This window comes from Streptomyces sp. NPDC054796, assembly GCF_053611545.1.
Window position 1 is genome coordinate 35,725 of record NZ_JBSHAO010000027.1, and the last position, 23,693, is coordinate 59,417.

The following is a 23,693-nucleotide window of genomic DNA, read 5'->3' on the forward strand; positions in this document are numbered from 1 at the left end:
CCTTTCGAACCGTCACATGTCCCGGACCCCATAAGGGAACCGGAACCGGGACCGTCCCGTCACCCCGGCCAGAATGCCGTGCGCCAGGCCTTCGGGCCCGCCACAGGGACGCGGCGGGGGATGGTGCGGGCAGGGTCGGACCACTCCGGGGGTTCGGAGGGGGGCGGGGACGTGTCCGCCGTCGCCGCGGCGCGGGCGCGGACCACCGCGAGGGCCGCGGCCAGTTCCTCCGGGGTGGGGTTGCCCCGTACGACCTTGATCGGCGGGAACGGCGGGTGTTCCCCTGTCGGCTCCATGGAGTCGAGCATCGTCGAGCGCCTCCTTAAGCCCTCGGCCCGGCCGGGACAGCCGCCCCGGACGGGCACCGGCGTGGTCGTTACAGCGGGATGTTGCCGTGCTTCTTGGGCGGCAACTGCTCGCGCTTCGAGTGCAGCGTCCGCAGCCCCCGCGTGATGTACCGCCGCGTCTCGGACGGCCTGATCACAGCGTCCACATACCCGCGCTCGGCCGCGGTATACGGGTTCAGCAGCGCGTCCTCGTACTCCTGCGTCAGCTCGACGCGCAGTTCCTCGCGCCGTCCCTCGTCCTCCTCGGCCGCCAGCGTCCTGCGGTGCAGGATGTTGACCGCGCCCTGCGCGCCCATGACGGCGATCTGGGCCGTCGGCCAGGCGAAGTTGAGGTCGGCGCCCAGGTGCTTGGAGCCCATGACGTCGTACGCGCCGCCGAACGCCTTCCGCGTGATCACGGTGATCAGCGGAACCGTCGCCTCCGCGTACGCGTAGATCAGCTTCGCGCCGCGCCGGATGATCCCGTCGTACTCCTGGTCCGTGCCCGGCAGGAACCCCGGGACGTCCACGAAGGTGATGACGGGGATGTTGTACGCGTCGCAGGTGCGGACGAAGCGCGCCGCCTTCTCGCTCGCGTCGATGTTCAGGCACCCGGCGAACTGCATCGGCTGGTTGGCGACGACGCCCACCGAGTGCCCCTCGACGCGCCCGAAGCCCGTGATGATGTTCGGCGCGAACAGCGGCTGCGTCTCCAGGAACTCGCCGTCGTCCAGTACGTGTTCGATGACGCTGTGCATCTCGTACGGCTGGTTCGCGGAGTCCGGGATCAGCGTGTCCAGCTCGCGGTCCTCGTCCGAGGTCTCCAGGTCCGCCTCCTCGGGGAAGGCGGGCGGCTCGGAGAGGTTGTTGCTCGGCAGGTAGGACAGCAGCGACTTGACGTAGTCGATCGCGTCCTTCTCGTCCCCGGCCATGTGGTGCGCCACGCCCGAGGTCGAGTTGTGCGTACGGGCGCCGCCCAGCTCCTCGAAGCCGACGTCCTCACCGGTGACGGTCTTGATGACGTCGGGACCCGTGATGAACATGTGCGAGGTCTGGTCGACCATCACGGTGAAGTCGGTGATCGCCGGTGAGTAGACCGCGCCGCCGGCGCAGGGCCCCACCACGAGGCTGATCTGCGGGATGACCCCGGAGGCGTGCGTGTTGCGGCGGAAGATCTCGCCGTACATGCCCAGGGCGCTGACGCCCTCCTGGATGCGGGCGCCGCCGGAGTCGTTGATGCCCACGACCGGGCAGCCGGTTTTCAGCGCGAAGTCCATGACCTTGACGATCTTCTGCCCGAAGACCTCGCCGAGCGCGCCGCCGAAGACCGTGAAGTCCTGCGAGAAGACGGCGACGGGGCGGCCGTCGACCGTGCCGTAGCCGGTCACGACGCCGTCCCCGTACGGCCGGTTCTTCTCCAGGCCGAAGTTGGTGGAACGGTGGCGGGCGAACTCGTCCAGTTCCGTGAAGGACCCCTCGTCGAGCAGCAGCTCCACGCGCTCGCGCGCGGTCAGCTTCCCCTTCGCGTGCTGCTTCTCCACCGCGCGTTCCGAACCCGCGTGCGTCGCCTCCATGGTGCGGCGCTCAAAGTCCGCGATCTTGCCCGCGGTGGTGTGGATGTCAGGGCTGTGCTCGTCACGCGGCTCGGACATCAGCGTGCGGCTCCTACTCGTCAGCGGGTGGCTACCGGCTCGTAGGTTATCGGCGCCACGGCGTTTTGCGGGTGCGGCGTTGGTCACCCTCAACCTTCCGTTTACCCGCCTCGGGCCCGCGAACGGCGCCCGTTCCCGCCGGGTACGGGCGGGTTCCGGATACGCCGCCCACGCCCCGCCCCACGCCCGCCACCCCCGTCCTAGGGTGGGACGCATGACGCCGAACTCGTCCGACAGCCCGGACAATCGCTGGTCCGACCTCGACCGCCCCCCGCTCAACGCCGCCTCGCTGCGCCGTGCGCTGGTGCGGCCCGACGGCCTGTGGACGGGGCTCGACGTCGTGGAACGCACTGGCTCCACCAACACCGACCTCGCCGAACGCGCCCGCGCGGGCACGGCGGAGGAGGGCGCCGTACTCGTCGCCGAGGAGCAGACCGCGGGGCGCGGGCGGCTCGACCGCGCCTGGAGCGCGCCGCCCCGCTCCGGGCTCTTCTTCTCCGTACTGCTCAAGCCGGACGTCCCCCAGGAGCGCTGGGGCTGGCTGCCGCTGCTCGCCGGGGTCGCCGCGGCGAGCGCCCTCGCGCGCACGGCGGGCGTGGACACGGCGCTGAAGTGGCCGAACGACCTCCTCATCGACGTCGAAGGGGACGAGCGCAAGCTCGGCGGCATCCTCGCCGAGCGCACGGGCGAGGACGGGGTCGTCCTCGGCATGGGCCTCAACGTCTCCCTGCGCGCCGGCGAACTGCCCGTCCCCACCGCGGGCTCCCTCACCCTCGCGGGCGCCCAGGGCAGCGACCGCGACCCGGTGCTGCGCGCCGTGCTGCGCTCCCTGGAGGACTGGTACGGCCGCTGGTGCGCGGCGGAAGGCGACCCCTCGGAGAGCCGCCTGCTGGACGCGTACGCGGCGGGCTGCGCGACCCTCGGCCGCACGGTGCGGGCCGAGCTGCCGGGCGGGGAGGCGCTCGTCGGCGAGGCCGTCGCCGTGGACGGCGACGGGCGGCTCGTCCTCGCCACGGCGGAGGGCGTGCAGCGGCCCGTCGCGGCGGGCGACATCGTCCATCTGCGCCCGGCCGCGCCCGGCGAGTCCGGCGGCGGTTCCGGCGGCTGACGGGGCGGCGGTACGGGCGGCGAGTCCGGCGGCGGTACGAGCGGCGGACCGGGCGCCGGTGCAGGTGCCTAGGAGGCGCGCGCAGGCCCCTTCGGGCAGGTGGCGCGCTGATGACGGGGGCACCCTTCCGGGCAGGTGAGGAGTGAGCTAGCCCACAGCTGCCGTATTGTGGGCAACCGGCGGATGCGAGGGAGCCGTGGGTGACCCGGCATCCCCGGGACGGCTCGGCAATAGAACGGAAGGGCAGTGCGCAGGGACGACCGGACCTGGCGAGGGGCGGGGCAGTGACCGAGGACGAACCGGGCACTCCCGCGCGTGCGACAGAGTCCGAGGGCGTACAGGGCGGCGGTGGCCGTAAGGGCACCGAGGACGACCCCAGTGCGCTCCGGATCGAAGAACTGATCCTGGGCTCCGAGCGCCAGTACACGCCGTTCCAGGCGGCGCGCGCCGCCGGGGTCTCCATGGAGCTGGCGTCGCGCTTCTGGCGCGCGATGGGCTTCGCCGACGTCGGCCAGGCGCGGGCGCTCACGGAAGCGGACGTGCTGGCGCTGCGGCGGCTCGCGGGCCTCGTCGAGGCGGGGCTGCTCAGCGAGACGATGGCGGTGCAGGTCGCCCGTTCGACGGGGCAGACCACGGCCCGGCTCGCCGACTGGCAGATCGACTCCTTCCTGATGGGCCTCACGGAGCCGCCCGAGCCGGGCATGACCCGTAACGAGGTCACCTATCCGCTGGTGCAGCTCCTCCTCCCCGAGCTGGAGGAGTTCCTCGTCTACGTGTGGCGGCGCCAGCTCGCGGCCTCCACGGGCCGGGTCGTGCAGGCGATGGACGACGAGGACACCGTCGACAGGCGCCAGGCCATCGGCTTCGCCGACCTCGTCGGCTTCACCCGGCTGACCAGGCGCCTTGAGGAGGAGGAGCTGGGCGAGCTGGTCGAGGCGTTCGAGACGACGGCGGCCGACCTCGTCGCGGCGAACGGCGGACGCCTCATCAAGGCCCTGGGAGACGAGGTCCTCTACGTCGCCGAGGACGCGGGCACGGCGGCCGAGATCGGGCTGCGCCTCATCGAGACGCTGGCGAACGACGAGACCATGCCCGAGCTGCGCGTCGGCATCGCCTTCGGCACGATGACGACGCGGATGGGCGACGTCTTCGGCAACACGGTGAACCTCGCCAGCAGGCTGACCTCGATAGCGCCCAAGGACACGGTGCTGGTGGACGGCGCGTTCCGGGCGGAGCTGGTCGCGGCCGGTGACGCGCCCGAGTCCGAGAAGGAGACCGAGGACCTCTCGGACTTCCCCTTCGCCCTCCAGCCGCTCTACCAGCGGCCCGTGCGGGGGCTCGGCGTGGTGGAGCCCTGGATGCTGGGGCGGCGTCAGTAACCGAGGCCTACCGAAGCGGCCTGGCCACCCACAGGCGTCGGACATGACCGTACGGTTGCCGTATGAGCGTCAGTGAAGAGCGTTACGGGGAATGGGTCGCGGTACGGACCGACAGCGAGACGCACGTCGCCGAGCTGGTCCTGGACAGGCCCAAGGCCATGAACGCCGTCTCCACCGAGATGGCCTTCTGCATCAGCGAGGCGTGCGCGGCGCTGGCGGCGGACAAGGAAGTGCGGGCCACGGTGCTCACCTCCACCCACCCGCGTGCCTTCTGCGTCGGCGCCGACCTCAAGGAGCGCAACGCGCTCAGCGACGCGGACCTGGGCAGGCAGCGCCCGTACACGCGTGCCGCGTACACCGGGGTGCTGGAGCTGCCGATGCCGACGGTCGCGGCGGTGCACGGGTACGCGCTCGGCGGCGGCTACGAGCTGGCGCTGTCCTGCGACGTGATCGTGGCCGACCCCGGGGCCGTGGTCGGGCTGCCCGAGGTCTCCGTCGGCGTCATCCCGGGCGGCGGCGGTACGCAGTTGCTGCCGCGCCGTGTCGGGGCGGCGCGCGCCGCCGAGCTGATCTTCACCGCGCGCAGGGTGGAGGCCGCCGAGGCACGCGAGCTGGGGCTCGTCGATCTGCTGGTGGACGAGGGCCGCGCCCGCGAGGAGGCGCTCGCGCTCGCCACCCGGATCGCCGCCAACTCGCCAGTGGGGCTGCGCGCCGCCAAGCGGGCCCTGCGCACCGGCTGGGGCATGGACCTCCACGCGGGCCTCGAGACAGAGGACGCGGCCTGGCGCACCGTCGCCTTCTCCGGCGACCGCGCGGAGGGCGTGGCGGCCTTCAACGAGAAGCGGAAGCCGCAGTGGCCGGGCGAGTGACGCCGGTGGCGGGCGCCCGGCCCGCGGGTGTGACGGAGGGGGCGCGCGTGACGGGAGCAACCCACCCGGCATAGTGGGGCAAAGCCTCCTAACCTTGGCCTATGGGAGAGGAAGCGCGGCTTCGCGCTGTCGTGGCGCTCGCTCAGGCGATGGCCGCCGCGCACACGGCGCGCGAGGTCGCGCACGCGGCGGCCACCGGGGCGCGGGAGGCGATGGACGCCTCGTTCGCCGCTGTCTCGGTGTGGGAGCGGGCCCGCGGCAGACTGCGCGTCCTCGTGAACGTGGGGGAGCTGGCGGAGGGCGAGGAGGAGTACCCGGAGGACGAGTCGTATCCGGTGCACGACTTCCCCGAGATCACCGAGTTCCTCCACGCGCGCTGGGCGGGCGGGGGCGGCGGCCCCCACGCCTGGGTGGAGGACGTGCACGACGAGTACGACGCGCACGCCGGGAACGCTGGGGCTGCCGGGAGCGCCAGGACGGCCGGGACCACGGGGACTGCCGGGACTGCCGGGGCGGCCGGGAGCGCCGGGCATGCCGGGGCGGCCGGGAACGCTGGGGCTGCTGGGTGCGTCGGGTCGGCCGGAGCTGCCGGGAGCGCCAGGGCGGCCGGGACCACGGGGACTGCCGGGCACGCCGGGACTGCCGGGGCGGCCGGAGCCGCCGGGAGCGCCGGGCACACCGGGCACGCTGGAAGCGCCGGGCATGCCGGGCACGCCGGGGCCACTGGGACTGCCGGGGCAGCCGGGGCGGTCGGAGCCGCCGGGAGCACAGGGCACACCGGGACCGCCCACACGGCGCGGGCGGTGCCCGGACCGGAGTCCGGGGCCGGTCCCAGGGCCAGCCCCGGCCCCTACGCCGTACGCGCGGACAGCGTCGGCAGCGCGGGCCGCCGCGCCGTGCTGCGCCGCAGGGGCCGCGGCTGCTGCCTCGTCGCCCCGATCGTGCTCCACGGCAGGGCCTGGGGCGAGCTATATCTCGCGCGCGGCCCGCGCGAGCCCGTCTTCGGGAGCGAGGACGCGGACTTCGCGACCGTGCTCGCCGCGATCATCGCGTCGGGCATCGCGCAGAACGAGCGCCTCGAAGAGGTGCGCCGCCTCGCCTTCACCGACCCCCTCACCGGGCTCGCCAACCGCCGCGCCGTCGACGCGACGCTCGACGAGGGGCTGGAGCGGCACCGCGCCGAGGGCGCCGTGGTCAGCCTCGCTGTCTGCGACGTCAACGGGCTCAAGCGCGTCAACGACCAGTACGGGCACGAGGAGGGCGACCGACTGCTGGAACGATTCGCCGCGGTGCTGTCCCTGTGCGGCGCGATGCTGCCCGGCGCACTGGCCGCGCGGCTGGGCGGGGACGAGTTCTGCCTGCTGGCGGTGGGCCCGGACGCCGACGAGGTGGTGCGCGTCGCCGACGAGCTGTGCCGGCGGGCGGCCGGTCTCGAGACGGGCGAGGGCGTCGCGTGCGGTGTCGCCTCGACGGGCGATCCCGTCGGGCCCGTGCGGTCGGCGCGCCGCCTCTTCCGGCTCGCCGACGCCGCCCAGTACCGCGCGAAGGCGGCCCGCGCCGCGCGGCCCGTGGTCGCGGGGCGGCACGGCGGCACGGACGATCCCGTCGTCCGCCTCGCCGACGCCCCCGCCGGGCGGCGGGGCGGGGAGCGGCGCCGCTTCCGTGGCCGGTGAGTGGCCGGTGAGTGGCCGGTGAGTGGCCGGTGAAGGGCGCGCCCGGCGGGCGCCGGCCGGGCGCCGCGCGGCGAGCGCCGGGCCCCGGCCGTGACAGAGAAGGATTCACTCTTTAGGGTGCCTGAATATGAGTATGCAAACTGTGGTGGTAGGGGCCTCGGGGACCACGCCCGAGGACGTCATCGCCGTCGCCCGTGACGGCGCCCGTGTCGAGCTGTCGGCGGACGCCCTCGCGGCCGTCGGAGCAGCGCGCCGGTTCATCGACGAGCTGGCCGCCAAGCCCGACCCCGTCTACGGCGTCTCCACCGGTTTCGGCGCCCTCGCCGTACGCCACATCAGCCCCGGCCTGCGCGCCCAGCTCCAGCGCAACATCGTCCGCTCCCACGCCGCCGGCATGGGGCCCCGCGTGGAGCGGGAGGTCGTGCGCGCGCTGATGTTCCTGCGCCTGAAGACCGTCGCGTCGGGCCGTACGGGCGTGCGTCCCGAGGTCGTGCGGACCATGGCCGACGTGCTCAACGCGGGCATCACCCCCGTCGTCCACGAGTACGGCTCCCTCGGCTGCTCCGGCGACCTCGCGCCCCTCTCGCACTGCGCCCTGACCCTCATGGGCGAGGGCGAGGCCGAGGGCCCCGACGGCGAGGTGCGGGACGCGGGCGAACTGCTCGCGGCACACGGGATCGCGCCCGTCGAGCTGCGCGAGAAGGAGGGGCTGGCGCTCCTCAACGGCACCGACGGCATGCTCGGCATGCTGCTCATGGCCTGCGCCGACCTCGGCCGCCTGTTCACCTCGGCCGACATCACCGCGGCCCTCAGCCTCGAAGCGCTCCTGGGCACGGACCGCGTCCTCGCGCCCGAGCTGCACGCCATCCGCCCGCACCCGGGCCAGGCGGCGGCCGCCGCCAACATGCTCAAGGTCCTGGAGGGCTCGCAGCTCACGGGCCACCACCAGGACGACGCGCCCCGCGTCCAGGACGCCTACTCGGTGCGCTGCGCCCCGCAGGTCGCGGGCGCGGGTCGCGACACGCTCGCGCACGCCCGTACGGTCGCGGAGCGCGAGCTGGCGGCGGCCGTCGACAACCCCGTGGTGCTGCCCGACGGCCGCGTCGAGTCCAACGGGAACTTCCACGGGGCGCCCGTCGCGTACGTCTTGGACTTCCTGGCCATCGCCACGGCCGACCTCGCGAGCATCGCGGAGCGGCGCACGGACCGGCTCCTCGATAAAAACCGGTCGCACGGTCTGCCGCCCTTCCTCGCGGGCGACGCGGGCGTGGACTCGGGGCTGATGATCGCGCAGTACACGCAGGCGGCACTGGTCAGCGAGCTGAAGCGGCTCGCCGTGCCCGCCTCGGCCGACTCGATCCCCTCCTCGGCGATGCAGGAGGACCACGTCTCGATGGGCTGGTCGGCGGCGCGGAAGCTGCGTACCGCGGTGGACAACCTGACCCGCGTCGTCGCCGTGGAGCTGTACGCGGCGGCGCGCGCCGTCGAGCTGCGCGCCGACGCCGGCCTGACGCCGGGCGCCGCCTCGCGGGCCGTCGTACGGGCGCTGCGCGAGGCGGGCGTCCAGGGCCCGGGCGAGGACCGCTTCCTGGCCCCCGACTTGGCGGCGGCGGAGCGCTTCGTGCGGGACGGGCTGCTGGTCGCTGCGGTGGAGTCCGAGGTGGGCGAGCTGGCCTGACGGCGGGCGGTACGGCTAGGACCGGCCGAGTGGGGGCGCGGGCGTCAGGCGCTGGCGTCAGGCGCTGGCGTCGGCGTCAGGCGCGGCGCAGGGAGCGCGCGACGAGCGCGCCGCCCGCGCCCACGAAGCCGAGGCCGCCGAGCATGTACGGCGCGGCGTCAAAGCCGCCGGTGTCGGCCAGCCGCGACTGTGACTGCGACGCGGTTCCGCCCGTCCCCGCGGCCTCGGCGTGGTCCGTCCGTGTGGTGGAGGCGGAGGAGACCGTCGAGGAGGAGGCGGAGGCGGCAGCGTGGTCCGGCGTGGCCTTCGCGGAGGGGACGAACCAGAGGGCGAAGAGCACGGCGCCCGCTGCGGCGGCCGTGACCAGCAGACGGCGGTGTGCGGACAAGGCGGAGTGCCCGGCTCCCGGCACGAAGAGCCCCTTCCGAGTGAGGTGGTCCTGGGGACACGCGGTGAACTGGCGGCGTGAAAGCCGATGTTACTGATAGCAGCGGGTCGTACGGAAGCGGAAGCCCGGCCGCCGCCTACGCTCCGTCCCATGAGTGCTGACGAGACATCAACTTCTTCACCGCACGTGCGGCTCCGTGTGGAACTGGTGGTCGAGATCGCCGATCCTGCCGAGCTGACGAGGGCGGCCCTCGCCCGTATCGAGGGCGACGCGCTGATGCCCGACGAGGAGCGCGAGCACGCCAGGGAGATCGTCGCGGCCGACGCGGGCGAGGCCATCGCGTACCTCGTGGACCCCGTCGACCTGGTCAACGGGCTCCCCGGCGTCGAGCTGGCCCACGCGAGCTGGGGCAGCGAGGGCACGCACTACGATCCCGACGACCCGGAGGGCCCTGACGGCTTCGACTTCGACGACCTGGACGACGTGGAGGACCCGGCGGCCGAGAACGCGGTGGTGAACGCGGGACGCGGCTGAGCTGTGACAGAGAGCGGACGGACGGGCGCGGGCCTCTGCGGGGGCCCGCGCCCGGCGCGTGAGGGCCCGGACCAGCGCGCGGGGGCGACAGGGGGAACGTGTGGCACGGTGGGGGAGAGCGCGACACGCGAGGAGCCGGGAACGTCCTGTGACGATCCCGTGACGGCTTCGCGGTGTCCCCGGGGGAATGTGAAAAGAGGCGCGGATCGGGGAATCCGAACCGGGTCCGCGCGCGTCCTACTCGGTATTCCACGCTGCCTGGGTACCCCTACTCTGGTGGCCGCGTGGCCTGGCCCACAGTTTTACGGAAAGTGGAACCGGTCATAGGCAGTTTGCGTTCTCTTGCGTAGAGCTGGGGTGCGCATGTCCGGTTTGATCCGGTAGGGGGCGTACGCAGCATATCGGGGAGACATGGGGTTTCAGAAGCAATGGAGAAGCGTGTGACGACGCTCGGTAAACACCGCAAGGGCATAGCGACAACCGCAGCGCTGCTCGGTGGTGTGCTGACGCTGAGCGGATGCGGCATGTTCGGTGGCGACGGCGGCGACTCCGGGGGATCCAAGGCCAAGTCGGAGATATCCGACAAGAAGGACGAGTCGCAGGCCCGAATAAAGATCGCCTCCAAGGACGGCTCCGACGGCGCCAGCATCAACACCGGCGGCAATGTCACCGTCACCAAGGGCAAGCTCACGGACGTGAGCATGGAGACCGCCCAGGGCGGGACCGCTGTCGAGGGCTCGCTGTCCGCGGACGGCAAGTCCTGGAAGCCCAAGGAACAGCTTGAGCGGGCGACCCAGTACAAGATCACTGCTACGGCGAAGGACAGCGAGGGCCGCAAGGCCGTCGAGAACTCGTCCTTCACCACGGTCTCCCCGGACAACAGCTTCATCGGCACCTACGCGGGCGAGGACGGCCAGACCGTCGGCGTCGGCATGCCGGTCTCGATCACCTTCGACAAGGAGATCACCGACAAGAAGGCCGTCCAGTCCGCGATCAAGGTCAACTCGACCAGCGGGCAGGAGGTCGTCGGCCACTGGTTCGACGGCAAGCGCCTGGACTTCCGTCCCGAGGAGTACTGGAAGGCCGGTTCCAAGGTCACCCTGGACCTCGATCTCGACGGCGTGAAGGGCGGCCAGAACCTCACCGGTGTCCAGGACAAGAAGGTCACCTTCAACATCGGTCGCTCGCAGGTCAGCACCGTGGACGTCAAGAACCACACGATGACCGTCGTGCGTGATGGCAAGAAGCTGAAGACCATCCCGATCTCCGCGGGCAGCGCCAGCAACCCCACGTACAACGGCAAGATGGTGATCTCCGAGAAGCACAAGGAGACCCGGATGGACGGCAACACCGTGGGCTTCGGGCGCAAGGGCGAGGAGGGCTACGACATCAAGGACGTGCCCCACGCCATGCGTCTCTCGACCTCCGGCACCTTCATCCACGGCAACTACTGGGGCGCCCCGTTCGGCTCGGGCAACACCAGCCACGGCTGCGTCGGCCTGAAGGACAGCCAGGGCGCGAACGACAGCAGCACCGACGGTGCCTGGTTCTACGAGAACTCGCTGATCGGCGACATCGTCGACGTCGAGGGCTCCCCCGACAAGACCGTCCAGCCCGACAACGGTCTCAACGGCTGGAACATGGACTGGTCCGAGTGGAAGGCGGGCTCGGCGGTCTGAGCCTGAGCCTGAGCCCGAGTCCTCGACGGCGACCGCCGCACACGGACACCACGCCGGGGGGGGGTCGCGGAACTGTGACCGAAACCCCCCCCCGCGGTTGTTAAGCCCCGGGCCCACGCGGCGGGGGGACGCGGCCCACCCCGGGCGCCCCCCGCACCGGCACACCCGGCGGGGGGGGGTTGGTTATCTTCTCCCGTACCCGCCCCGGCGGTTTTGTGCTCCGAGGCCCGGAGGAGGCGGGGTCAGGCGCCGAACGCGGTCAGCGCCGCCTCTTCGAACGCCTTCAGATCATCCGGCTTACGACTGGTGACCAGCGTGTTCGGGCCGCCCGAGCAGACGACGACCTTCTCGTCGACCCAGGCGCCGCCCGCGTTGCGGATGTCCGTCTGGAGGCTCGGCCAGGACGTGAGAGTGCGCCCGCGCACGACGTCGGCCTCCACCAGCACCCAGGGCGCGTGACAGATCGCCGCGACGGGCTTCCCCGCCTCGAAGAAGCCCCGCACCAGGCCCACGGCGCCGTCGTCCAGCCGCAGCGCGTCCGGGTTCGCGACCCCGCCGGGCAGCACCAGCCCGTCGTACTCGGAGACCGACGCCTCGTCGACCGTCTGGTCCACGGGGAAGGTGCCCGCCTTGTCGAGGTGCTGGAACGCCTGCACGTTGCCGGGGCGCGTCGACACCAGCCGCGGTGTCCCGCCCGCGTCGCCGACGGCCTGCCACGGGTGGGTCAGCTCCACCTGCTCGATTCCCTCGTGCGCCACGAGAAAGGCGATCCGCATCGCGGCCACTCCCTTCCGGTGCTCGGTGTGATCGTCGCTCGGTGTGACGGTTGACTGGCCGACGGGTCCCCTCCGGGGGCGGGGTCATGCGCGGGAGCCGTCCGTCGTCCGCCGTGCGCCGTCGGCCGTCAGAGCTGGCGCTCGATGCGGATGGCCTTCTTCAGGTCCTCGTGGGCCTCGCGGCCCCTGCCCTCGTGCTGTTCCAGCAGGGCCGCGGCTATCGCGTCCAGCTTGTGCTGGAGCGCGTGCTCGGCGCGGCGCTCGGAGTTCTTCAGCAGGGCGAGCAGCAGCAGGTTGACGGCGGTCATCATGTCGCCGACGAAGATCAGCCAGTGTGCTGCCGCGCCCGCGAAGTGGATCACGACGAAGCCCGCGATCAGCAAGAGGCAGACCACGTAGAAGAAGGGGGAGGCCGTCACGTTGGAGGCCGTCTCGGAGAAGTTGTCGAAGCGCCCGCGTCGGTAGCCGCCACGGGCGGCTGGATGCTGCATCGTCATGAACCCCGGGTATCCCGCGCGGGCGGGATCATGGCCCGTCGCGCCGCGCCGTGGGCCGTGCCGTGGGCGCCGTACGGCCGCGGTGCGCGTACGCCCCGTGCGGGGTCGTCCTCACACGGGCGCCCCCGCCTCCGCCCCCGCGCCCTGGCGGCGGCGCGGTCCGGCGCGGAAGACCTGGCGCGTGTGCCAGTCCACGAACCGCGCGTCGACAGCCTCGGCCCCGCGCCGGGGACCGTGCAGCGGACGCCCCGCGAGGTCGGACACCTGGCTGCGCGCCGCCGCGCCGGACCCGGCGAACCCCTGGGACACGACGATGCGCAGACCGGGGTCCAGACCCAGCGCACCCTTGTCGAACAGCTTGTGGTGGAGGGCGCAGAGGCACAGCGCGTTGGAGAGATCGTCCGGCCCGCTGAACGCCCACCACCTGACGTGGGCCGCCTCCAGCCCGACGGGCCTGCCCCCGAGCGCTCCGTCGAAGCCGCAGAAGGCGCACGCGTTCTCGTACGCCTCCAGGACGCGGCGCCGCATCTCGACGGCACGCGCGCGGTCGCGTACGAGGCCCGTCGCGCGCACGGCCCAGGGCGCGGTCTCCAGATCGAGCCCGACGTCCGCCGCGATGTCCTCGTGCAGCGAGGCCGGGAAGTGGCAGGTGAGCAGCAGCCGCGCCAGCTCGGGCAGCAGCTCCGCGTCCTCGGCGAGCGCGGCCCGCAGCCCGGGCGCGAGCCGCCCGGCCGCGCCGCTCTCCCGCAGCGCGGTGATCCCGGAGCCCGGACTGCCCCCGCCGCTGTCCGTGCGCACCTCCCAGACGCCGTCCGAGGTGAGGTGGTGGAACGGATAGGCGGGAGTGGTGCCGCGCGGCGGGCCGTACTCCTCCAGGAGCGTCCGGAGGTCCCGCTCGACGTCCGAATAGCGCAGCGCGGCATCGGGATCCCGCTGATGCCGCCCCAGCGCGTACAGCATCAACAACGGCTTGTGCGGCGCCCGTTCACCACCCCGCGACCACTGCCGCAGATCCCGCACCTTCCCGATCCAGTCCATGAACGCGACTGTAACGGCGGGCACTGACACCGGCGCGGGACGGAGCGGGATGGTGCGGAACGGGCCGGTGCGGAACGGGCCGGTGCGGAACGGGGATGCGGGCCCGCCGCCGCTCCCCGGTCACCGCCGTGGGCGGCCCAGAGCGGCGTGCGCTTCGTCCAGGATGTGGCCGATCCCGGACGCCGCCTGCCGTGCCCGCGAGGCGTCGCCCTCGTCGGCGAGGGCCTCCAGTTCCCGGAAGCGCTCCGCCGACTGAGGCCGGCGGTGGATGTGGACGTAGACCGCCCACTGGGCGATGAACCGCTGGAGGGGAGCGAGATCGGCCCCCTCCAGCGACTGGACGGCGGCCAGATCCAGCTCTCGCGTGAACGCGGGCAGCGCGGCAGGGGCGGTCTGTGCGACGGACTCTCGCAGCGCCGTGACGGAAGCGGGCGGCTGGGCGATCAAGGGTGGTGTCAGCCGTCCGCCGGGGCGACCCCCACCGGGCAGCTCACGCCCGTGCCGCCGATGCCGCAGTAGCCGCCGGGGTTCTTGTCCAGGTACTGCTGGTGGTAGCCCTCGGCCGGGTAGAAGGCGCGGTCGTCGGCCGGGAGGATCTCCGTGGTGATCGTGCCGTGGCCCGAGCCGGTGAGGACCTGCTGGTAGGCGTCGCGGGACGCCTCGGCCGCCGACTGCTGGGCGGGGGAGTGGGTGTAGACGGCGGAGCGGTACTGGGTGCCGACGTCGTTGCCCTGGCGGAAGCCCTGCGTCGGGTCGTGGGACTCCCAGAAGAGCTTCAGGAGCGCTTCGTAGCTCGTTTTCGACGGGTCGAAGACGACGCGGACGGCCTCGGTGTGGCCCGTGAGCCCGGAGCAGACCTCTTCGTAGGAGGGGTTGGGCGTCGAGCCACCCTGGTAGCCGACGAGCGTCGTGAAGACGCCGTCCGCCTGCCAGAAGACGCGCTCGGCGCCCCAGAAGCAGCCCATGCCGAAGTCGGCCGTCTCCAGACCTTCCGGGTAGGGGCCCAGCAGCGGTGTGCCGAGGACCGTGTGCCGCTCCGGGACCGTGAAATCGCGTTCCGGGCGGCCCTTGAGCGCTTCGTCGGGGGTCGGGATGTGGTTCTTGTGGCGGCCGAACAGCATGGGTCGCTCCTGTTCGTGCTTCGGGTGTACGGCGTGGGCCGCCGTACCGCTGGTCAGGTGTGACGGGTGCCGGAGCCCGGCTCCGGCTTGTCCCGCTCCGGCTCGGTGGCGTTGGCCTCGGCGGTGGCGGTCGCCGTGGAGGTGGCGGTGGACGTCGCGGCGGCGCCCTCCGCCGCCGCCGCCGCGGGCGCCGGCACCTTCGCGCCGCCCGACGCCGCCCCGCCCGCCGCCGCGGCCGGTTCCTCGAAGTTCACCCTGTTCATGTGCCGGTTCATCGACTTCATCAGCATCCACACCGCGACGCCGATGACGGCGAAGACGAGAAAGCCGAGGACACCGGGCGTCACCTTGTTCTCGTCCAGCTCCTTCGCCAGGGGGACGAGCTGGACCATGGTCGTCTGCGTCGCGCTCATGACGTCAATTCTCCCGGATGCCCGCGAAGAGGTCATCCTCGGGGAGCGAGGTGGCCACGAGGGACTTCGCCAGCTCGTACTCCTCCGTCGGCCAGACCTCCCGCTGGACGTCCATCGGGACGCGGAACCAGCCACCGTCGGGGTCGATCTGCGTAGCGTGGGCGATCAGTGCCTTGTCGCGGATCTCGAAGAACTCCCCGCAGGGGATGTACGTCGTCAGGCTGCGCTCGCGGCCCATCTTCTCCCAGCGCTTGAGCCACTCCCCGTAGGGCGACTCCAGCCCGCGCGCCAGCAGCGCCTCGTGCAGCGCCTCGGTGCGCTGACGGTTGAAGCCCTGGTTGTAGTAGACCTTCAGCGGCTGCCAGACGGGACCGGCCTCCGGGTACTTCTCGGGGTCGCCCGCCGCCTCGAAGGCCGCCATCGTGATCTTGTGGGTCATGATGTGGTCCGGGTGCGGGTAACCGCCGTTCTCGTCGTAGGTGGTGATCACCTGCGGCTTGAACTCGCGGATCAGCTTCACCAGCCGCCCCGCCGCCTCGTCCACGTCCTGGACCGCGAAGCAGTCCTCGGGGAGCGGGGGCAGCGGATCGCCCTCGGGCAGGCCGGAGTCGACGAAGCCGAGCCACGCCTGCTTGACCCCGAGGATCTCGCGGGCCTCGTCCATCTCTTTCTTGCGGACCTCGTGAATGTGCTCCTCGACGTATTTGTCGCCCTGGAGCTTCGGGTTGAGGATGGAGCCGCGCTCGCCTCCCGTGCAGGTCGCGACCAGCACGTCCACCCCCTCGGACACGTACTTCGCCATGGTCGCCGCGCCCTTGCTCGACTCGTCGTCGGGGTGGGCGTGCACGGCCATCAGTCGCATCTGCTCAGTCAAGACTCGTTCCTCGTCAACTCGTCACGGCCCCGGTGTCCGGGCTACGCGGGCGGCTTCTATAGTGACTGAATCGGCACCCTGATGTATTCCCGACCACCCCTTGGAGAGGACCGGCGATGGCTGACAAGGAGCCTCCCGAGGGGCGTTACGGGCGGTACGGCCGCTCGGGCGACGACGATGACGCGCGCACCGACCGCAAGTTGAAGATCATCGGCGGGGTGCTGGGCGTCGCGATGCTCGGGCTCATCGGCTGGATCGGTGTCTCGTACGTCTCGGGGCAGGACGTCAGCGGCGAGTTGATCAAGTTCAAGGTCGTCTCGGACACTGCCGTCGAGGCCCACCTGGAGGTCCGCAAGGAGGCCGGTGCGGCAGGCGTGTGCACGCTGCGCACCCAGGAGGAGAGCGGCGCCGAGGTCGGCCGCAAGGACGTCCGGATCGGCGCGGGCGAGGACCGTCTCGACACGGTCGTCACGATCCGCACCACCAAGCCCGCGACCAGTGCCGAGCTGGTCGGATGCCAGTCGACGGCGCGTGGCTGACCAGTTACAGCCTGGTCCGACCTTCTTCCCTTTTCCGCCGGAATTGTTAGGCTCGTAGTTTCCGCCCGCCCATCAAGGCGCAGCCTCATGGGCAGGGCGTTGTTTATATTCCCAGTACCGACGAGGAGCACCTGTGACCCAGACCAGCGACAACGTCACCTGGCTGACCCAGGAGGCGTACAACCAGCTCAAGGCCGAGCTGGATTACCTGTCGGGTCCTGCACGCACCGAGATCTCCAAGAAGATCGAGGCGGCTCGCGAAGAGGGTGACCTCCGCGAGAACGGCGGGTACCACGCGGCCAAGGAGGAGCAGGGCAAGCAGGAGCTGCGTGTGCGGCAGCTCCAGCAACTGCTGGAGTCGGCGAAGGTCGGAGAGGCCCCGGCCGACACCGGTGTGGTAGCCCCCGGCATGGTCGTGACGATCGCGTTCGACGGTGACGAGGACGACACCCTCACCTTCCTGCTCGCCTCGCGCGAGTACGCGAGCACGGACGTCGAGACGTACTCGCCGCAGTCGCCGCTCGGCAGCGGCGTGAACGGCAAGAAGGTCGGTGCGGACGCGGAGTACGAGCTGCCCAACGGCAAGATGGCGTCGGTCAAGATCATGGACGCCAAGCCCTACCAGGGCTGACCGGGGCATACCAGGGCTGAAGACGCCCCCGGCCCCTTCACGGGCCTCTTTCACACCACGTGTGCCACGCACACCACGTACGCCCTGTACGCCAAGCACGCACTGAGGGGTCCCGGCTTCCGGCCGGGGCCCCTCGGCGCGTGTGCCCGGGCGGGTGGCGGGTGTGCCCGGGTGCGCGTGCGCGTCAGGAGGCCGCCTTGTACTTGCGGACCGCCAGCGTCCGGAACAGCGCGATGATCAGGACGGACCAGATCACCGAGGCCAGGACGGGGTGCTGCATGGGCCAGGCGTCCGGCACGGGATAGCCCGGCGGTATGTTGCCGAACAGCTCGCGGCACGCCTGGACCGTCGCGCTGAACGGGTTCCACTCGGCGATGTGCCGCAGGAACGTCGGCATGTTCTGGGACGGCACGAACGCGTTCGAGATGAACGTGAGCGGGAAGAGCCAGATGAGCCCGCCCGAGGTGGCCGCCTCCGGCGTCCGCACCGTCAGGCCGATGAGGGCGCCGATCCACGAGAAGGCGTAGCCGAGCAGGAGCAGCAGGCCGAAGCCCGCGAGCACCTTGCCGAAGTTCTCGTGGGTGCGCCAGCCGACGAGCAGCGCGACGACCGCCAGCACGACCAGCGTCAGGGCCGTCTGCGCCAGATCGGCGAGGGTGCGTCCGGTGAGGACCGCGCCCCGTGCCATGGGCAGGGAGCGGAAGCGGTCGATGAGGCCCTTGTGCATGTCGTCGGCTATGCCGGCGCCCGCGCCCGCCGTGGCGAACGTGACCGTCTGGGCGAAGATGCCCGCCATCAGGAACTCGCGGTATCCGGAGGAGCTGAGGCCCGAGCCGGGGACGCTGATGGAGCCGCCGAAGACATAGCTGAACAGCACCACGAACATGACCGGTTGGATGACCCCGAAAAGGACCATTTCGGGGATCCGGGTCATGCGGATCGCGTTCCTGCGGGCGATGACCAGGGAATCGCTCACACTGCTCACTTCGCCTGCTCCTTCTTCCGCTGCTGCTTCCCGGGCTTCTTCTTGCGGCCGCCCCGCGTGGCCCCGGCGGCCCCCGCCGCCGCCGCGGTCCCGTCTTCGCCCTCGCCGTTCTCACCGTTCGGTGCCTTGTCCTCCTCGGCCGCGTGGCCGGTGAGGGAGATGAAGACGTCGTCGAGGGTGGGGCGGCGGAGGCCGATGTCGTCGATCTCGACGCCTCGCGTGTCCAGTTCGCGGATGACCTCGGCGAGGAGCTTGGCGCCGCCGGTGACCGGGACCGTCAGCTTGCGGGTGTGGGGCTCGACGGCGACGGCGTCCTTGCCGGGGCCGTGCAGGCTGTGGCGGTCCAGGACGGCGCGGGCCGTGTCGATGTCCTCGGGCTCGTGCGCGACGACCTCGATGCGCTCGCCGCCCGTCTGGGCCTTGAGCTGGTCCGAGGTGCCGCGTGCGATGACCCTGCCGTGGTCGACGACGGCGATGTCGTGGGCCAGGCGGTCGGCCTCCTCCAGATACTGCGTGGTGAGCAGCAGTGTGGTGCCGCCGGAGACCAGTTCCTCGATGACCTCCCACAACTGCTGTCTGTTGCGCGGGTCCAGGCCCGTGGTCGGCTCGTCCATGAACATGACGGGCGGGCTGACGACGAGCGCGGCGGCGAGGTCGAGACGGCGGCGCATGCCGCCGGAGTAGGTCTTGGCGGTGCGGTCGGCGGCATCGGCGAGGTTGAAGCGCTCCAGCAGCTCCACCGCCCGCTTCTTCGCGGCCCGCGCGGACATCTGATAGAGCTGCCCGACCATCTGGAGGTTCTCGCGGCCGGTCAGATACTCGTCGACGGCGGCGAACTGGCCGGAGAGGCCGATGGAGCGGCGCACCTCCGTCGGCTGCTTGAGGACGTCGATCCCGGCGACGACGGCCTTGCCGCTGTCGGGCTGGAGGAGAGTGGTGAGCACGCGCACCGCGGTGGTCTTGCCCGCGCCGTTCGGCCCGAGCAGGCCGAGCACGGTGCCTTCGGGTACATCGAGATCGACACCGTCCAGTGCCCTTACGTCGCCGAAGGTCTTCACCAGACCCTCGGCGTAAATGGCGCCTGGCATACAGGAACTCCCAGTGTTGTGGAGTGGCATCAGGTGAGATTTTAGGCTTGCCGGGAATATCCGGCATGCGAAACGGTTGCTGCCCCGGTGGGGCAGCAGTATGTGGTGACGCGATGTATCGCGTCAAGGGATTCACGACAGTCGCGAATACTCAGACGCGAACGATCAGGCGTGAACGCTCAGGAACGCTCAGACGCGGGGGCTCCGGCGCCGGGCCGCCGCCCCGCCTACGCGGGGCGTCCCATGGCGGCTCAGCTCATCACCGTGTACCCCGCGGCACGCAGTGACGAGGCGACCTCGACGCAGTGCTCCGGTCCCTTGGTCTCCAAGTGCAGCTCCACCTCCGCCTCGTCGAGCCCGAGCCGCGGGTCGGTCCGTACATGGCTCACATCGAGGACGTTAGCGTCGGCCACTGACAATTCCCCGAGAAGCGCCGCCAGCGCCCCCGGCCGGTCCGTCAGCCGCAGCCGCAGCGACAGATAGCGGCCCGCGGCGGCCATGCCGTGCCGCAGCGTCCGCTGCATGACCAGCGGATCGACGTTCCCCCCGGAGAGCACGGCGACGACCGGACCCTCGAACGCCCCCGGCTCGGCCAGCAGCGCGGCGACCGGACTCGCGCCCGCCGGTTCCACGACGAGCTTGGCCCGCTCCAAGCACAGCAACAGCGCGCTGGACAGGGCGTCTTCGGACACCGTACGGACCTCGTCCACAAGGTCGCCAACGATTTTGAACGGCACGTCCCCAGGGCGTCCCACCTTGATGCCGTCGGCCATCGTCGAGACCGAATCCAGCGCGACGGGCCTGCCAGCGGCCAGCGAGGGGGGATACGCGGCGGCGCCCTCCGCCTGCACGCCGACGATCCGCACGTCGGGCCGCAGCGCCTTCACCGCGACCGCGATCCCGGCCGCGAGCCCGCCGCCGCCGATGCCGACGACGATGGTGCGCACCTCGGGGCACTGCTCCAGGATCTCCAGGCCGAGGGTGCCCTGGCCCGCCACCACGTCGGGGTGGTCGAAGGGGTGGATGAAGACGGCGCCCGTCTCCCGCGCGTACTCCTGCGCCGCGCGCAGCGTCTCGTCGACGACCTGGCCGTGGAGGCGTACGCGCGCGCCGTAGTCACGCGTCGCCGCGATCTTCGGCAGCGGGGCGCCCTGCGGCATGAACACCGTGGAGCGCACCCCGAGCAAGGTGGCCGCCAGTGCGACGCCCTGCGCGTGGTTGCCCGCGCTCGCCGCCACCACGCCCCGCGCGCGCTCGGACGCCGTGAGCCCCGAGATGCGCACATACGCGCCGCGCAGCTTGAAGGAGCCCGTGCGCTGGAGGTTCTCGCATTTGAGGTGGACGGGGGAGCCGATCAGGGAGGTGAGGTGGCGGCTGCCTTCCAGCGCGGTCATCCGGGCGACCCCGGAGAGCGTCTTCTGCGCGGTGCGCACGTCGTCGACGGAGACGACGGGGAGCGCGGGGGCGGCGGAGGCGGAGAGGGCGGAGGTGGCGAGGGCGGGGGTGGTGCCCTCGGTGGGACTCGGGACCATGGCGCCAGTCTGGCAGTACGGCGTACGGGAGGCGCGCGCAGCCTCTTGCTCGTCACTGGTTCGTGCAGTGGCGGTACGGCCGGGGGAGCGGGCGCGTACTCTGTGCCCCACACACATTGGTGTAGCGATGTGGAACCCTGGAACTCTTCGATCTTTCCCAAGACTTCCCAAAGAAGCGAGCATCCCGGCCATGCCCACGCACCCGGACATGACGACAGACATCATGACAAACGACGCCGAAGCAGACGCCGAAATCGACGTTGACGCCGGAGTCGCCGCCGCGCACCCGGCCGCGACGGGCGAGGAGCACGCGGGCGGCGCCGTCCTCGACGCGATGCAGCACCAGGTCGCGGTCTTCGCGAGGCGCGCCGAGCAGACCCGCCTCGGCGGGGTCGGCCAGGCCCGCAACTCCATGGACCGCGCGGCGTATCTGCTCCTCAACAGGCTCGACCAGGAAGGCCCGATGGGCGTCAAGGCGCTCGCGGCCGGGATGGGCATCGACTCCTCCACCGTCACCCGCCAGGTCGCGCCCCTGGTCGACTCGGGCCTGGTCAAGCGCACCTCGCACCCCGAGGACGGCCGCGCCGTCGTCCTTCAGCTCTCGCCCCGTGGCGCGGCCCGTCTGGAGCAGGTGCGCGCCTCGCGGCGCGATCTGATGGCGCTGCTGACGGAGGAGTGGAGCGAGGAGGAGCGGGAGTCCTTCTGCACCCTGCTCACCCGCTTCAACACCTCGCTGCTGGGCATCCACCCGTCGACCACCCCGGGCCCGCCCGCCTCTTGATTTGATCAGCGCGCCTGCCGTCCTATGGGCGGAGGAGGCGCGCAGTGCGAGAGCGGCGGGCACGACAAGAGCGCCGCCGAGCCCGGGAGTTCGAGGCATTCGTCGCGGGTGCGGCAGGCCGGCTGCTGCGTGCCGCCACGCTGCTCACGGGCGAGCCCTCCGGGGCCGCGCCCGAGGCGGAGCGGCTGCTCGTCGCCGCGCTCGCGCACACGTACGCGGACTGGGACCGCCTCCGCGGCGAGGACCCGTACGACCGCACCCGTCAGGAACTCGCCGCCCGCTTCGCGCACGGCGCCTGGCGCTACCGCCGCTCGCGCGGCGGCCTCCTCGGCGCGCTGCCCCCGCAGGAGCGCCTCGTCGTGGTGCTCAGGCTGCACGAGGGCGTGGCGGAGGAGCAGACGGCGGCAGGGCTCGGGCTCCCCGTGGAGCGGGTGCGGGTGCTGTGCACGCGGGGGATGGCGACGCTGCTGAGCGCCGGGCCCGCGGCGGGCGCTGGACCTGGCGATGGCACGGTGCGGAGGCGTCCGCCCGACCGAGGGCCCGGAGCCGGGGGTTCCGCCGTGGAGCGCGGGCCTGGTGCCGGACGTGACGTGGAGGGCGTGGCATGAGGCTGCCCGACCGCAAGGAGACCGAGGTACGGCGGCTGCTCGACGGCGGCCCGCTGCCGGTGCCGCCCGACCTGGCCGAGCGCGCCCTCGTCCGGGGCGAGCGCCTGCTGCGGCGGCGGCAGGTGGTGCTGCTCGTGACATGGGCGGTGCTGCTGGGCGCGCTGCTCGCCTTCACCTTCTGGGCGGTGCTGGCCGAGCCCTGGACGGCCCCTCCCTCGCGCACGACGCCGCCGCTGGGCTGGTGACGGGCGGTACGCGTACGGGCTCGGTGACGGGTGGGCCGCCCGTACGGGGTCGTTCCGTACGGGCGGCCGTCAGGCCGGGTCCGTCAGGCCAGGGCCTGGGACAGGTCCGTCAGGAGGTCGTCGGCCGATTCGAGGCCGACGGAGAGGCGGACCAGGTCGGCCGGGACCTCCAGGGCCGAGCCGGCGGCCGAGGCGTGCGTCATCCGGCCCGGGTGCTCGATCAGGGACTCGACGCCGCCCAGCGACTCGCCCAGCGTGAAGAGCTCGGCGTTGTCGCAGACGCGCACCGCCGCCTCCTCGCCCGCCGAGACGCGGAAGGAGACCATGCCGCCGAAGGCCCGCATCTGCTTGGCAGCCGTCTCGTGGCCCGGGTGCGAGGGCAGGCCCGGGTAGTAGACCTGGGACACCTTCGGGTGGGCGCGCAGCATCTCGGCGACGCGGGTCGCGTTCGCGCTGTGCCGGTCCATCCGTACCGCCAGGGTCTTGATGCCGCGCAGCACCAGCCAGGCGTCGAAGGGGCCGGCGACCGCGCCCATGGCGTTCTGGTGGAAGGCGATGTCGGAGGCCAGCGCCTCGTCGTTCACGACGAGGGCGCCGCCCACCACGTCCGAGTGGCCGCCCATGTACTTCGTCGTCGAGTGGACGACGACGTCGGCGCCCAGTGCCAGCGGCTGCTGGAGGTAGGGGCTCGCGAAGGTGTTGTCCACCACGAGGCGGGCCCCGGCCTCGCGGGCGACGTCCGCGACGGCGGCGATGTCGGTGATGCCCAGCAGCGGGTTGGAGGGGGTCTCGACCCAGACGGCCTTCGTGCGGTCGCGGAGCGCGGCCCGTACGGCGGCGGGGTCGGCGGAGTCGGCGACGGACCACTCGACGCCCCACCGCTCGGCGACCTTGGCGAAGAGGCGGAAGGTGCCGCCGTACGCGTCGTTCGGGATGACCACGTGGTCACCGGGGACGAGCAGCGTACGCAGGAGGCAGTCCTCGGCGGCCATGCCGGAGGCGAAGGCGAACCCGCGCCGCCCGCCCTCCAGCGCGGCCAGGTTCTCTTCCAGGGCCGTGCGTGTCGGGTTCGCCGAGCGGCTGTACTCGTAGCCGCCGCGCAGCCCGCCTACCCCGTCCTGTTTGTAGGTGGACACCTGGTAGATGGGCGGTACGACCGCGCCTGTCGCGGGATCGGCCGCCTGACCGGCGTGGATCGCGAGGGTTTCGAAGTTCTCGAAGCTCTGGTGGCTCATGGGCCCGAGACTAATGCGCCGTACGGTGGAGGCAGGCCGCGCGC

Annotated in this window: 25 protein-coding genes and 2 pseudogenes; 13 read left to right on the plus strand and 14 right to left on the minus strand. The window is 72.0% G+C overall.

Annotation, left to right across the window (positions count from 1 at the left end; all coding sequences use genetic code 11):
• Window positions 1-59: 59 nt before the first annotated feature.
• Window positions 60-308, minus strand: a complete 249-nt coding sequence (locus ACWGJ2_RS22325) for an acyl-CoA carboxylase epsilon subunit (protein WP_453347918.1) — start codon at window positions 306-308, stop codon at window positions 60-62.
• Window positions 309-376: 68 nt separating this feature from the next.
• The gene (locus ACWGJ2_RS22330; RefSeq protein ID WP_453347919.1) at window positions 377-1,978 is read right to left on the minus strand and encodes an acyl-CoA carboxylase subunit beta; all 1,602 of its coding nucleotides are present in this window, start codon (window positions 1,976-1,978) and stop codon (window positions 377-379) included.
• 214 nt (window positions 1,979-2,192) lie between these two features.
• Between ACWGJ2_RS22330 and ACWGJ2_RS22335 the strand changes: the two genes are divergently transcribed.
• The 6 genes and pseudogenes from ACWGJ2_RS22335 to hutH all read left to right on the plus strand — a co-directional run bounded on the left by ACWGJ2_RS22335 (window position 2,193) and on the right by hutH (window position 8,685).
• Complete coding sequence (locus tag ACWGJ2_RS22335) at window positions 2,193-3,086, plus strand: biotin--[acetyl-CoA-carboxylase] ligase (RefSeq protein ID WP_453347920.1); 894 nt, start codon at window positions 2,193-2,195, stop codon at window positions 3,084-3,086.
• Between the two features lie 284 nt (window positions 3,087-3,370).
• Window positions 3,371-4,465, plus strand: a complete 1,095-nt coding sequence (locus tag ACWGJ2_RS22340; RefSeq protein ID WP_453347921.1) for an adenylate/guanylate cyclase domain-containing protein — start codon at window positions 3,371-3,373, stop codon at window positions 4,463-4,465.
• Window positions 4,466-4,527: 62 nt separating this feature from the next.
• Window positions 4,528-5,334: an enoyl-CoA hydratase/isomerase family protein gene (locus ACWGJ2_RS22345; RefSeq protein WP_453347922.1), complete on the plus strand. Its 807-nt coding sequence runs from the start codon at window positions 4,528-4,530 to the stop codon at window positions 5,332-5,334.
• Between the two features lie 101 nt (window positions 5,335-5,435).
• Window positions 5,436-5,754 (plus strand): annotated as a pseudogene (locus tag ACWGJ2_RS22350) (diguanylate cyclase); the annotation flags it as partial.
• Between the two features lie 467 nt (window positions 5,755-6,221).
• A pseudogene (locus ACWGJ2_RS22355) lies at window positions 6,222-7,007 on the plus strand (diguanylate cyclase domain-containing protein); the annotation flags it as partial.
• Window positions 7,008-7,140: 133 nt separating this feature from the next.
• Window positions 7,141-8,685, plus strand: coding sequence for a histidine ammonia-lyase (hutH, locus tag ACWGJ2_RS22360; RefSeq protein WP_453348006.1), 1,545 nt, complete (start codon window positions 7,141-7,143; stop codon window positions 8,683-8,685).
• A 76-nt stretch (window positions 8,686-8,761) separates the two neighbouring features.
• Here the strand turns inward: hutH and ACWGJ2_RS22365 are convergent, their stop codons facing one another.
• Window positions 8,762-9,073 carry a hypothetical protein gene (locus ACWGJ2_RS22365; protein WP_453347923.1) on the minus strand — a complete coding sequence of 104 codons (312 nt, stop codon included), beginning with the start codon at window positions 9,071-9,073 and terminating at the stop codon, window positions 8,762-8,764.
• A 186-nt stretch (window positions 9,074-9,259) separates the two neighbouring features.
• On the opposite strand from ACWGJ2_RS22365, the gene ACWGJ2_RS22370 reads away from it, so the two are divergent.
• A complete protein-coding gene (locus tag ACWGJ2_RS22370) occupies window positions 9,260-9,607 on the plus strand; it encodes a hypothetical protein (RefSeq protein ID WP_453347924.1) in 348 nt (115 codons plus the stop codon).
• A 428-nt stretch (window positions 9,608-10,035) separates the two neighbouring features.
• Complete coding sequence (locus ACWGJ2_RS22375) at window positions 10,036-11,286, plus strand: L,D-transpeptidase (RefSeq protein ID WP_453347925.1); 1,251 nt, start codon at window positions 10,036-10,038, stop codon at window positions 11,284-11,286.
• Window positions 11,287-11,528: 242 nt separating this feature from the next.
• Here ACWGJ2_RS22375 and ACWGJ2_RS22380 read toward each other — a convergent pair whose 3' ends face one another.
• The 7 genes from ACWGJ2_RS22380 to mca form a co-directional block, all read right to left on the minus strand.
• Window positions 11,529-12,062 (minus strand): type 1 glutamine amidotransferase domain-containing protein, encoded by a 534-nt coding sequence (locus tag ACWGJ2_RS22380; protein WP_453347926.1) that lies wholly within the window; start codon window positions 12,060-12,062, stop codon window positions 11,529-11,531.
• A gap of 128 nt (window positions 12,063-12,190) precedes the next feature.
• Complete coding sequence (locus ACWGJ2_RS22385) at window positions 12,191-12,559, minus strand: hypothetical protein (protein ID WP_453347927.1); 369 nt, start codon at window positions 12,557-12,559, stop codon at window positions 12,191-12,193.
• 111 nt (window positions 12,560-12,670) lie between these two features.
• Complete coding sequence (locus tag ACWGJ2_RS22390; protein ID WP_453347928.1) at window positions 12,671-13,597, minus strand: phosphorothioated DNA-binding restriction endonuclease; 927 nt, start codon at window positions 13,595-13,597, stop codon at window positions 12,671-12,673.
• 120 nt (window positions 13,598-13,717) lie between these two features.
• Window positions 13,718-14,044, minus strand: a complete 327-nt coding sequence (locus ACWGJ2_RS22395; protein WP_453347929.1) for a hypothetical protein — start codon at window positions 14,042-14,044, stop codon at window positions 13,718-13,720.
• An 8-nt stretch (window positions 14,045-14,052) separates the two neighbouring features.
• Window positions 14,053-14,718 carry a peptide-methionine (S)-S-oxide reductase MsrA gene (gene msrA / locus ACWGJ2_RS22400; RefSeq protein WP_453347930.1) on the minus strand — a complete coding sequence of 222 codons (666 nt, stop codon included), beginning with the start codon at window positions 14,716-14,718 and terminating at the stop codon, window positions 14,053-14,055.
• 53 nt (window positions 14,719-14,771) lie between these two features.
• Window positions 14,772-15,131: a hypothetical protein gene (locus ACWGJ2_RS22405; protein ID WP_453347931.1), complete on the minus strand. Its 360-nt coding sequence runs from the start codon at window positions 15,129-15,131 to the stop codon at window positions 14,772-14,774.
• A gap of 4 nt (window positions 15,132-15,135) precedes the next feature.
• A complete protein-coding gene (gene mca / locus ACWGJ2_RS22410; RefSeq protein WP_453347932.1) occupies window positions 15,136-16,005 on the minus strand; it encodes a mycothiol conjugate amidase Mca in 870 nt (289 codons plus the stop codon).
• A gap of 116 nt (window positions 16,006-16,121) precedes the next feature.
• Here mca and ACWGJ2_RS22415 point away from each other — a divergent pair, with 116 nt between their 5' ends.
• Window positions 16,122-16,544 carry a DUF4307 domain-containing protein gene (locus ACWGJ2_RS22415; RefSeq protein WP_453347933.1) on the plus strand — a complete coding sequence of 141 codons (423 nt, stop codon included), beginning with the start codon at window positions 16,122-16,124 and terminating at the stop codon, window positions 16,542-16,544.
• A gap of 133 nt (window positions 16,545-16,677) precedes the next feature.
• On the plus strand, window positions 16,678-17,175 hold the full coding sequence (greA, locus tag ACWGJ2_RS22420; protein WP_453347934.1) for a transcription elongation factor GreA: 498 nt from the start codon (window positions 16,678-16,680) through the stop codon (window positions 17,173-17,175).
• Window positions 17,176-17,359: 184 nt separating this feature from the next.
• On the opposite strand, the gene ACWGJ2_RS22425 is transcribed toward greA, so the two are convergent.
• The 3 genes from ACWGJ2_RS22425 to ilvA all read right to left on the minus strand — a co-directional run bounded on the left by ACWGJ2_RS22425 (window position 17,360) and on the right by ilvA (window position 20,780).
• A complete protein-coding gene (locus tag ACWGJ2_RS22425) occupies window positions 17,360-18,160 on the minus strand; it encodes an ABC transporter permease (protein WP_453347935.1) in 801 nt (266 codons plus the stop codon).
• Window positions 18,157-19,248, minus strand: a complete 1,092-nt coding sequence (locus ACWGJ2_RS22430; protein ID WP_453347936.1) for an ATP-binding cassette domain-containing protein — start codon at window positions 19,246-19,248, stop codon at window positions 18,157-18,159. Before ACWGJ2_RS22430 ends, ACWGJ2_RS22425 begins: the two co-directional genes overlap by 4 nt.
• Before the next feature lie 251 nt (window positions 19,249-19,499).
• The gene (gene ilvA / locus ACWGJ2_RS22435; RefSeq protein WP_453347937.1) at window positions 19,500-20,780 is read right to left on the minus strand and encodes a threonine ammonia-lyase; all 1,281 of its coding nucleotides are present in this window, start codon (window positions 20,778-20,780) and stop codon (window positions 19,500-19,502) included.
• A gap of 190 nt (window positions 20,781-20,970) precedes the next feature.
• Here ilvA and ACWGJ2_RS22440 point away from each other — a divergent pair, with 190 nt between their 5' ends.
• Genes ACWGJ2_RS22440 through ACWGJ2_RS22450 form a run of 3 tightly spaced genes read left to right on the plus strand, consistent with a single transcriptional unit; the run spans window position 20,971 to window position 22,414 of the window.
• Window positions 20,971-21,561 (plus strand): MarR family transcriptional regulator, encoded by a 591-nt coding sequence (locus tag ACWGJ2_RS22440; protein WP_453347938.1) that lies wholly within the window; start codon window positions 20,971-20,973, stop codon window positions 21,559-21,561.
• A gap of 44 nt (window positions 21,562-21,605) precedes the next feature.
• A complete protein-coding gene (locus tag ACWGJ2_RS22445; protein ID WP_453347939.1) occupies window positions 21,606-22,169 on the plus strand; it encodes a sigma factor-like helix-turn-helix DNA-binding protein in 564 nt (187 codons plus the stop codon).
• Window positions 22,166-22,414 carry a hypothetical protein gene (locus tag ACWGJ2_RS22450; RefSeq protein ID WP_453347940.1) on the plus strand — a complete coding sequence of 83 codons (249 nt, stop codon included), beginning with the start codon at window positions 22,166-22,168 and terminating at the stop codon, window positions 22,412-22,414. The genes ACWGJ2_RS22445 and ACWGJ2_RS22450 overlap by 4 nt, the downstream gene beginning before the upstream one ends.
• Before the next feature lie 83 nt (window positions 22,415-22,497).
• Here ACWGJ2_RS22450 and ACWGJ2_RS22455 read toward each other — a convergent pair whose 3' ends face one another.
• Window positions 22,498-23,649, minus strand: coding sequence for a cystathionine gamma-synthase (locus tag ACWGJ2_RS22455; protein WP_453347941.1), 1,152 nt, complete (start codon window positions 23,647-23,649; stop codon window positions 22,498-22,500).
• Window positions 23,650-23,693 lie beyond the last annotated feature (44 nt).

What these genes read in the sequence shown, in the direction of transcription:
- ACWGJ2_RS22325 (WP_453347918.1), bottom strand. Translation starts at nt 308, where the DNA reads ATGCTCGACTCCATGGAGCCGACAGGGGAACACCCGCCGTTCCCGCCG.
- ACWGJ2_RS22330 (WP_453347919.1), bottom strand. Translation starts at nt 1,978, where the DNA reads ATGTCCGAGCCGCGTGACGAGCACAGCCCTGACATCCACACCACCGCG.
- ACWGJ2_RS22335 (WP_453347920.1), top strand. Translation starts at nt 2,193, where the DNA reads ATGACGCCGAACTCGTCCGACAGCCCGGACAATCGCTGGTCCGACCTC.
- ACWGJ2_RS22345 (WP_453347922.1), top strand. Translation starts at nt 4,528, where the DNA reads ATGAGCGTCAGTGAAGAGCGTTACGGGGAATGGGTCGCGGTACGGACC.
- hutH (WP_453348006.1), top strand. Translation starts at nt 7,141, where the DNA reads ATGCAAACTGTGGTGGTAGGGGCCTCGGGGACCACGCCCGAGGACGTC.
- ACWGJ2_RS22375 (WP_453347925.1), top strand. Translation starts at nt 10,036, where the DNA reads ATGGAGAAGCGTGTGACGACGCTCGGTAAACACCGCAAGGGCATAGCG.
- ACWGJ2_RS22380 (WP_453347926.1), bottom strand. Translation starts at nt 12,062, where the DNA reads ATGCGGATCGCCTTTCTCGTGGCGCACGAGGGAATCGAGCAGGTGGAG.
- ACWGJ2_RS22385 (WP_453347927.1), bottom strand. Translation starts at nt 12,559, where the DNA reads ATGACGATGCAGCATCCAGCCGCCCGTGGCGGCTACCGACGCGGGCGC.
- ACWGJ2_RS22390 (WP_453347928.1), bottom strand. Translation starts at nt 13,597, where the DNA reads ATGGACTGGATCGGGAAGGTGCGGGATCTGCGGCAGTGGTCGCGGGGT.
- msrA (WP_453347930.1), bottom strand. Translation starts at nt 14,718, where the DNA reads ATGCTGTTCGGCCGCCACAAGAACCACATCCCGACCCCCGACGAAGCG.
- ACWGJ2_RS22405 (WP_453347931.1), bottom strand. Translation starts at nt 15,131, where the DNA reads ATGAGCGCGACGCAGACGACCATGGTCCAGCTCGTCCCCCTGGCGAAG.
- ACWGJ2_RS22415 (WP_453347933.1), top strand. Translation starts at nt 16,122, where the DNA reads ATGGCTGACAAGGAGCCTCCCGAGGGGCGTTACGGGCGGTACGGCCGC.
- ACWGJ2_RS22430 (WP_453347936.1), bottom strand. Translation starts at nt 19,248, where the DNA reads ATGCCAGGCGCCATTTACGCCGAGGGTCTGGTGAAGACCTTCGGCGAC.
- ilvA (WP_453347937.1), bottom strand. Translation starts at nt 20,780, where the DNA reads ATGGTCCCGAGTCCCACCGAGGGCACCACCCCCGCCCTCGCCACCTCC.
- ACWGJ2_RS22440 (WP_453347938.1), top strand. Translation starts at nt 20,971, where the DNA reads ATGCCCACGCACCCGGACATGACGACAGACATCATGACAAACGACGCC.
- ACWGJ2_RS22450 (WP_453347940.1), top strand. Translation starts at nt 22,166, where the DNA reads ATGAGGCTGCCCGACCGCAAGGAGACCGAGGTACGGCGGCTGCTCGAC.
- ACWGJ2_RS22455 (WP_453347941.1), bottom strand. Translation starts at nt 23,649, where the DNA reads ATGAGCCACCAGAGCTTCGAGAACTTCGAAACCCTCGCGATCCACGCC.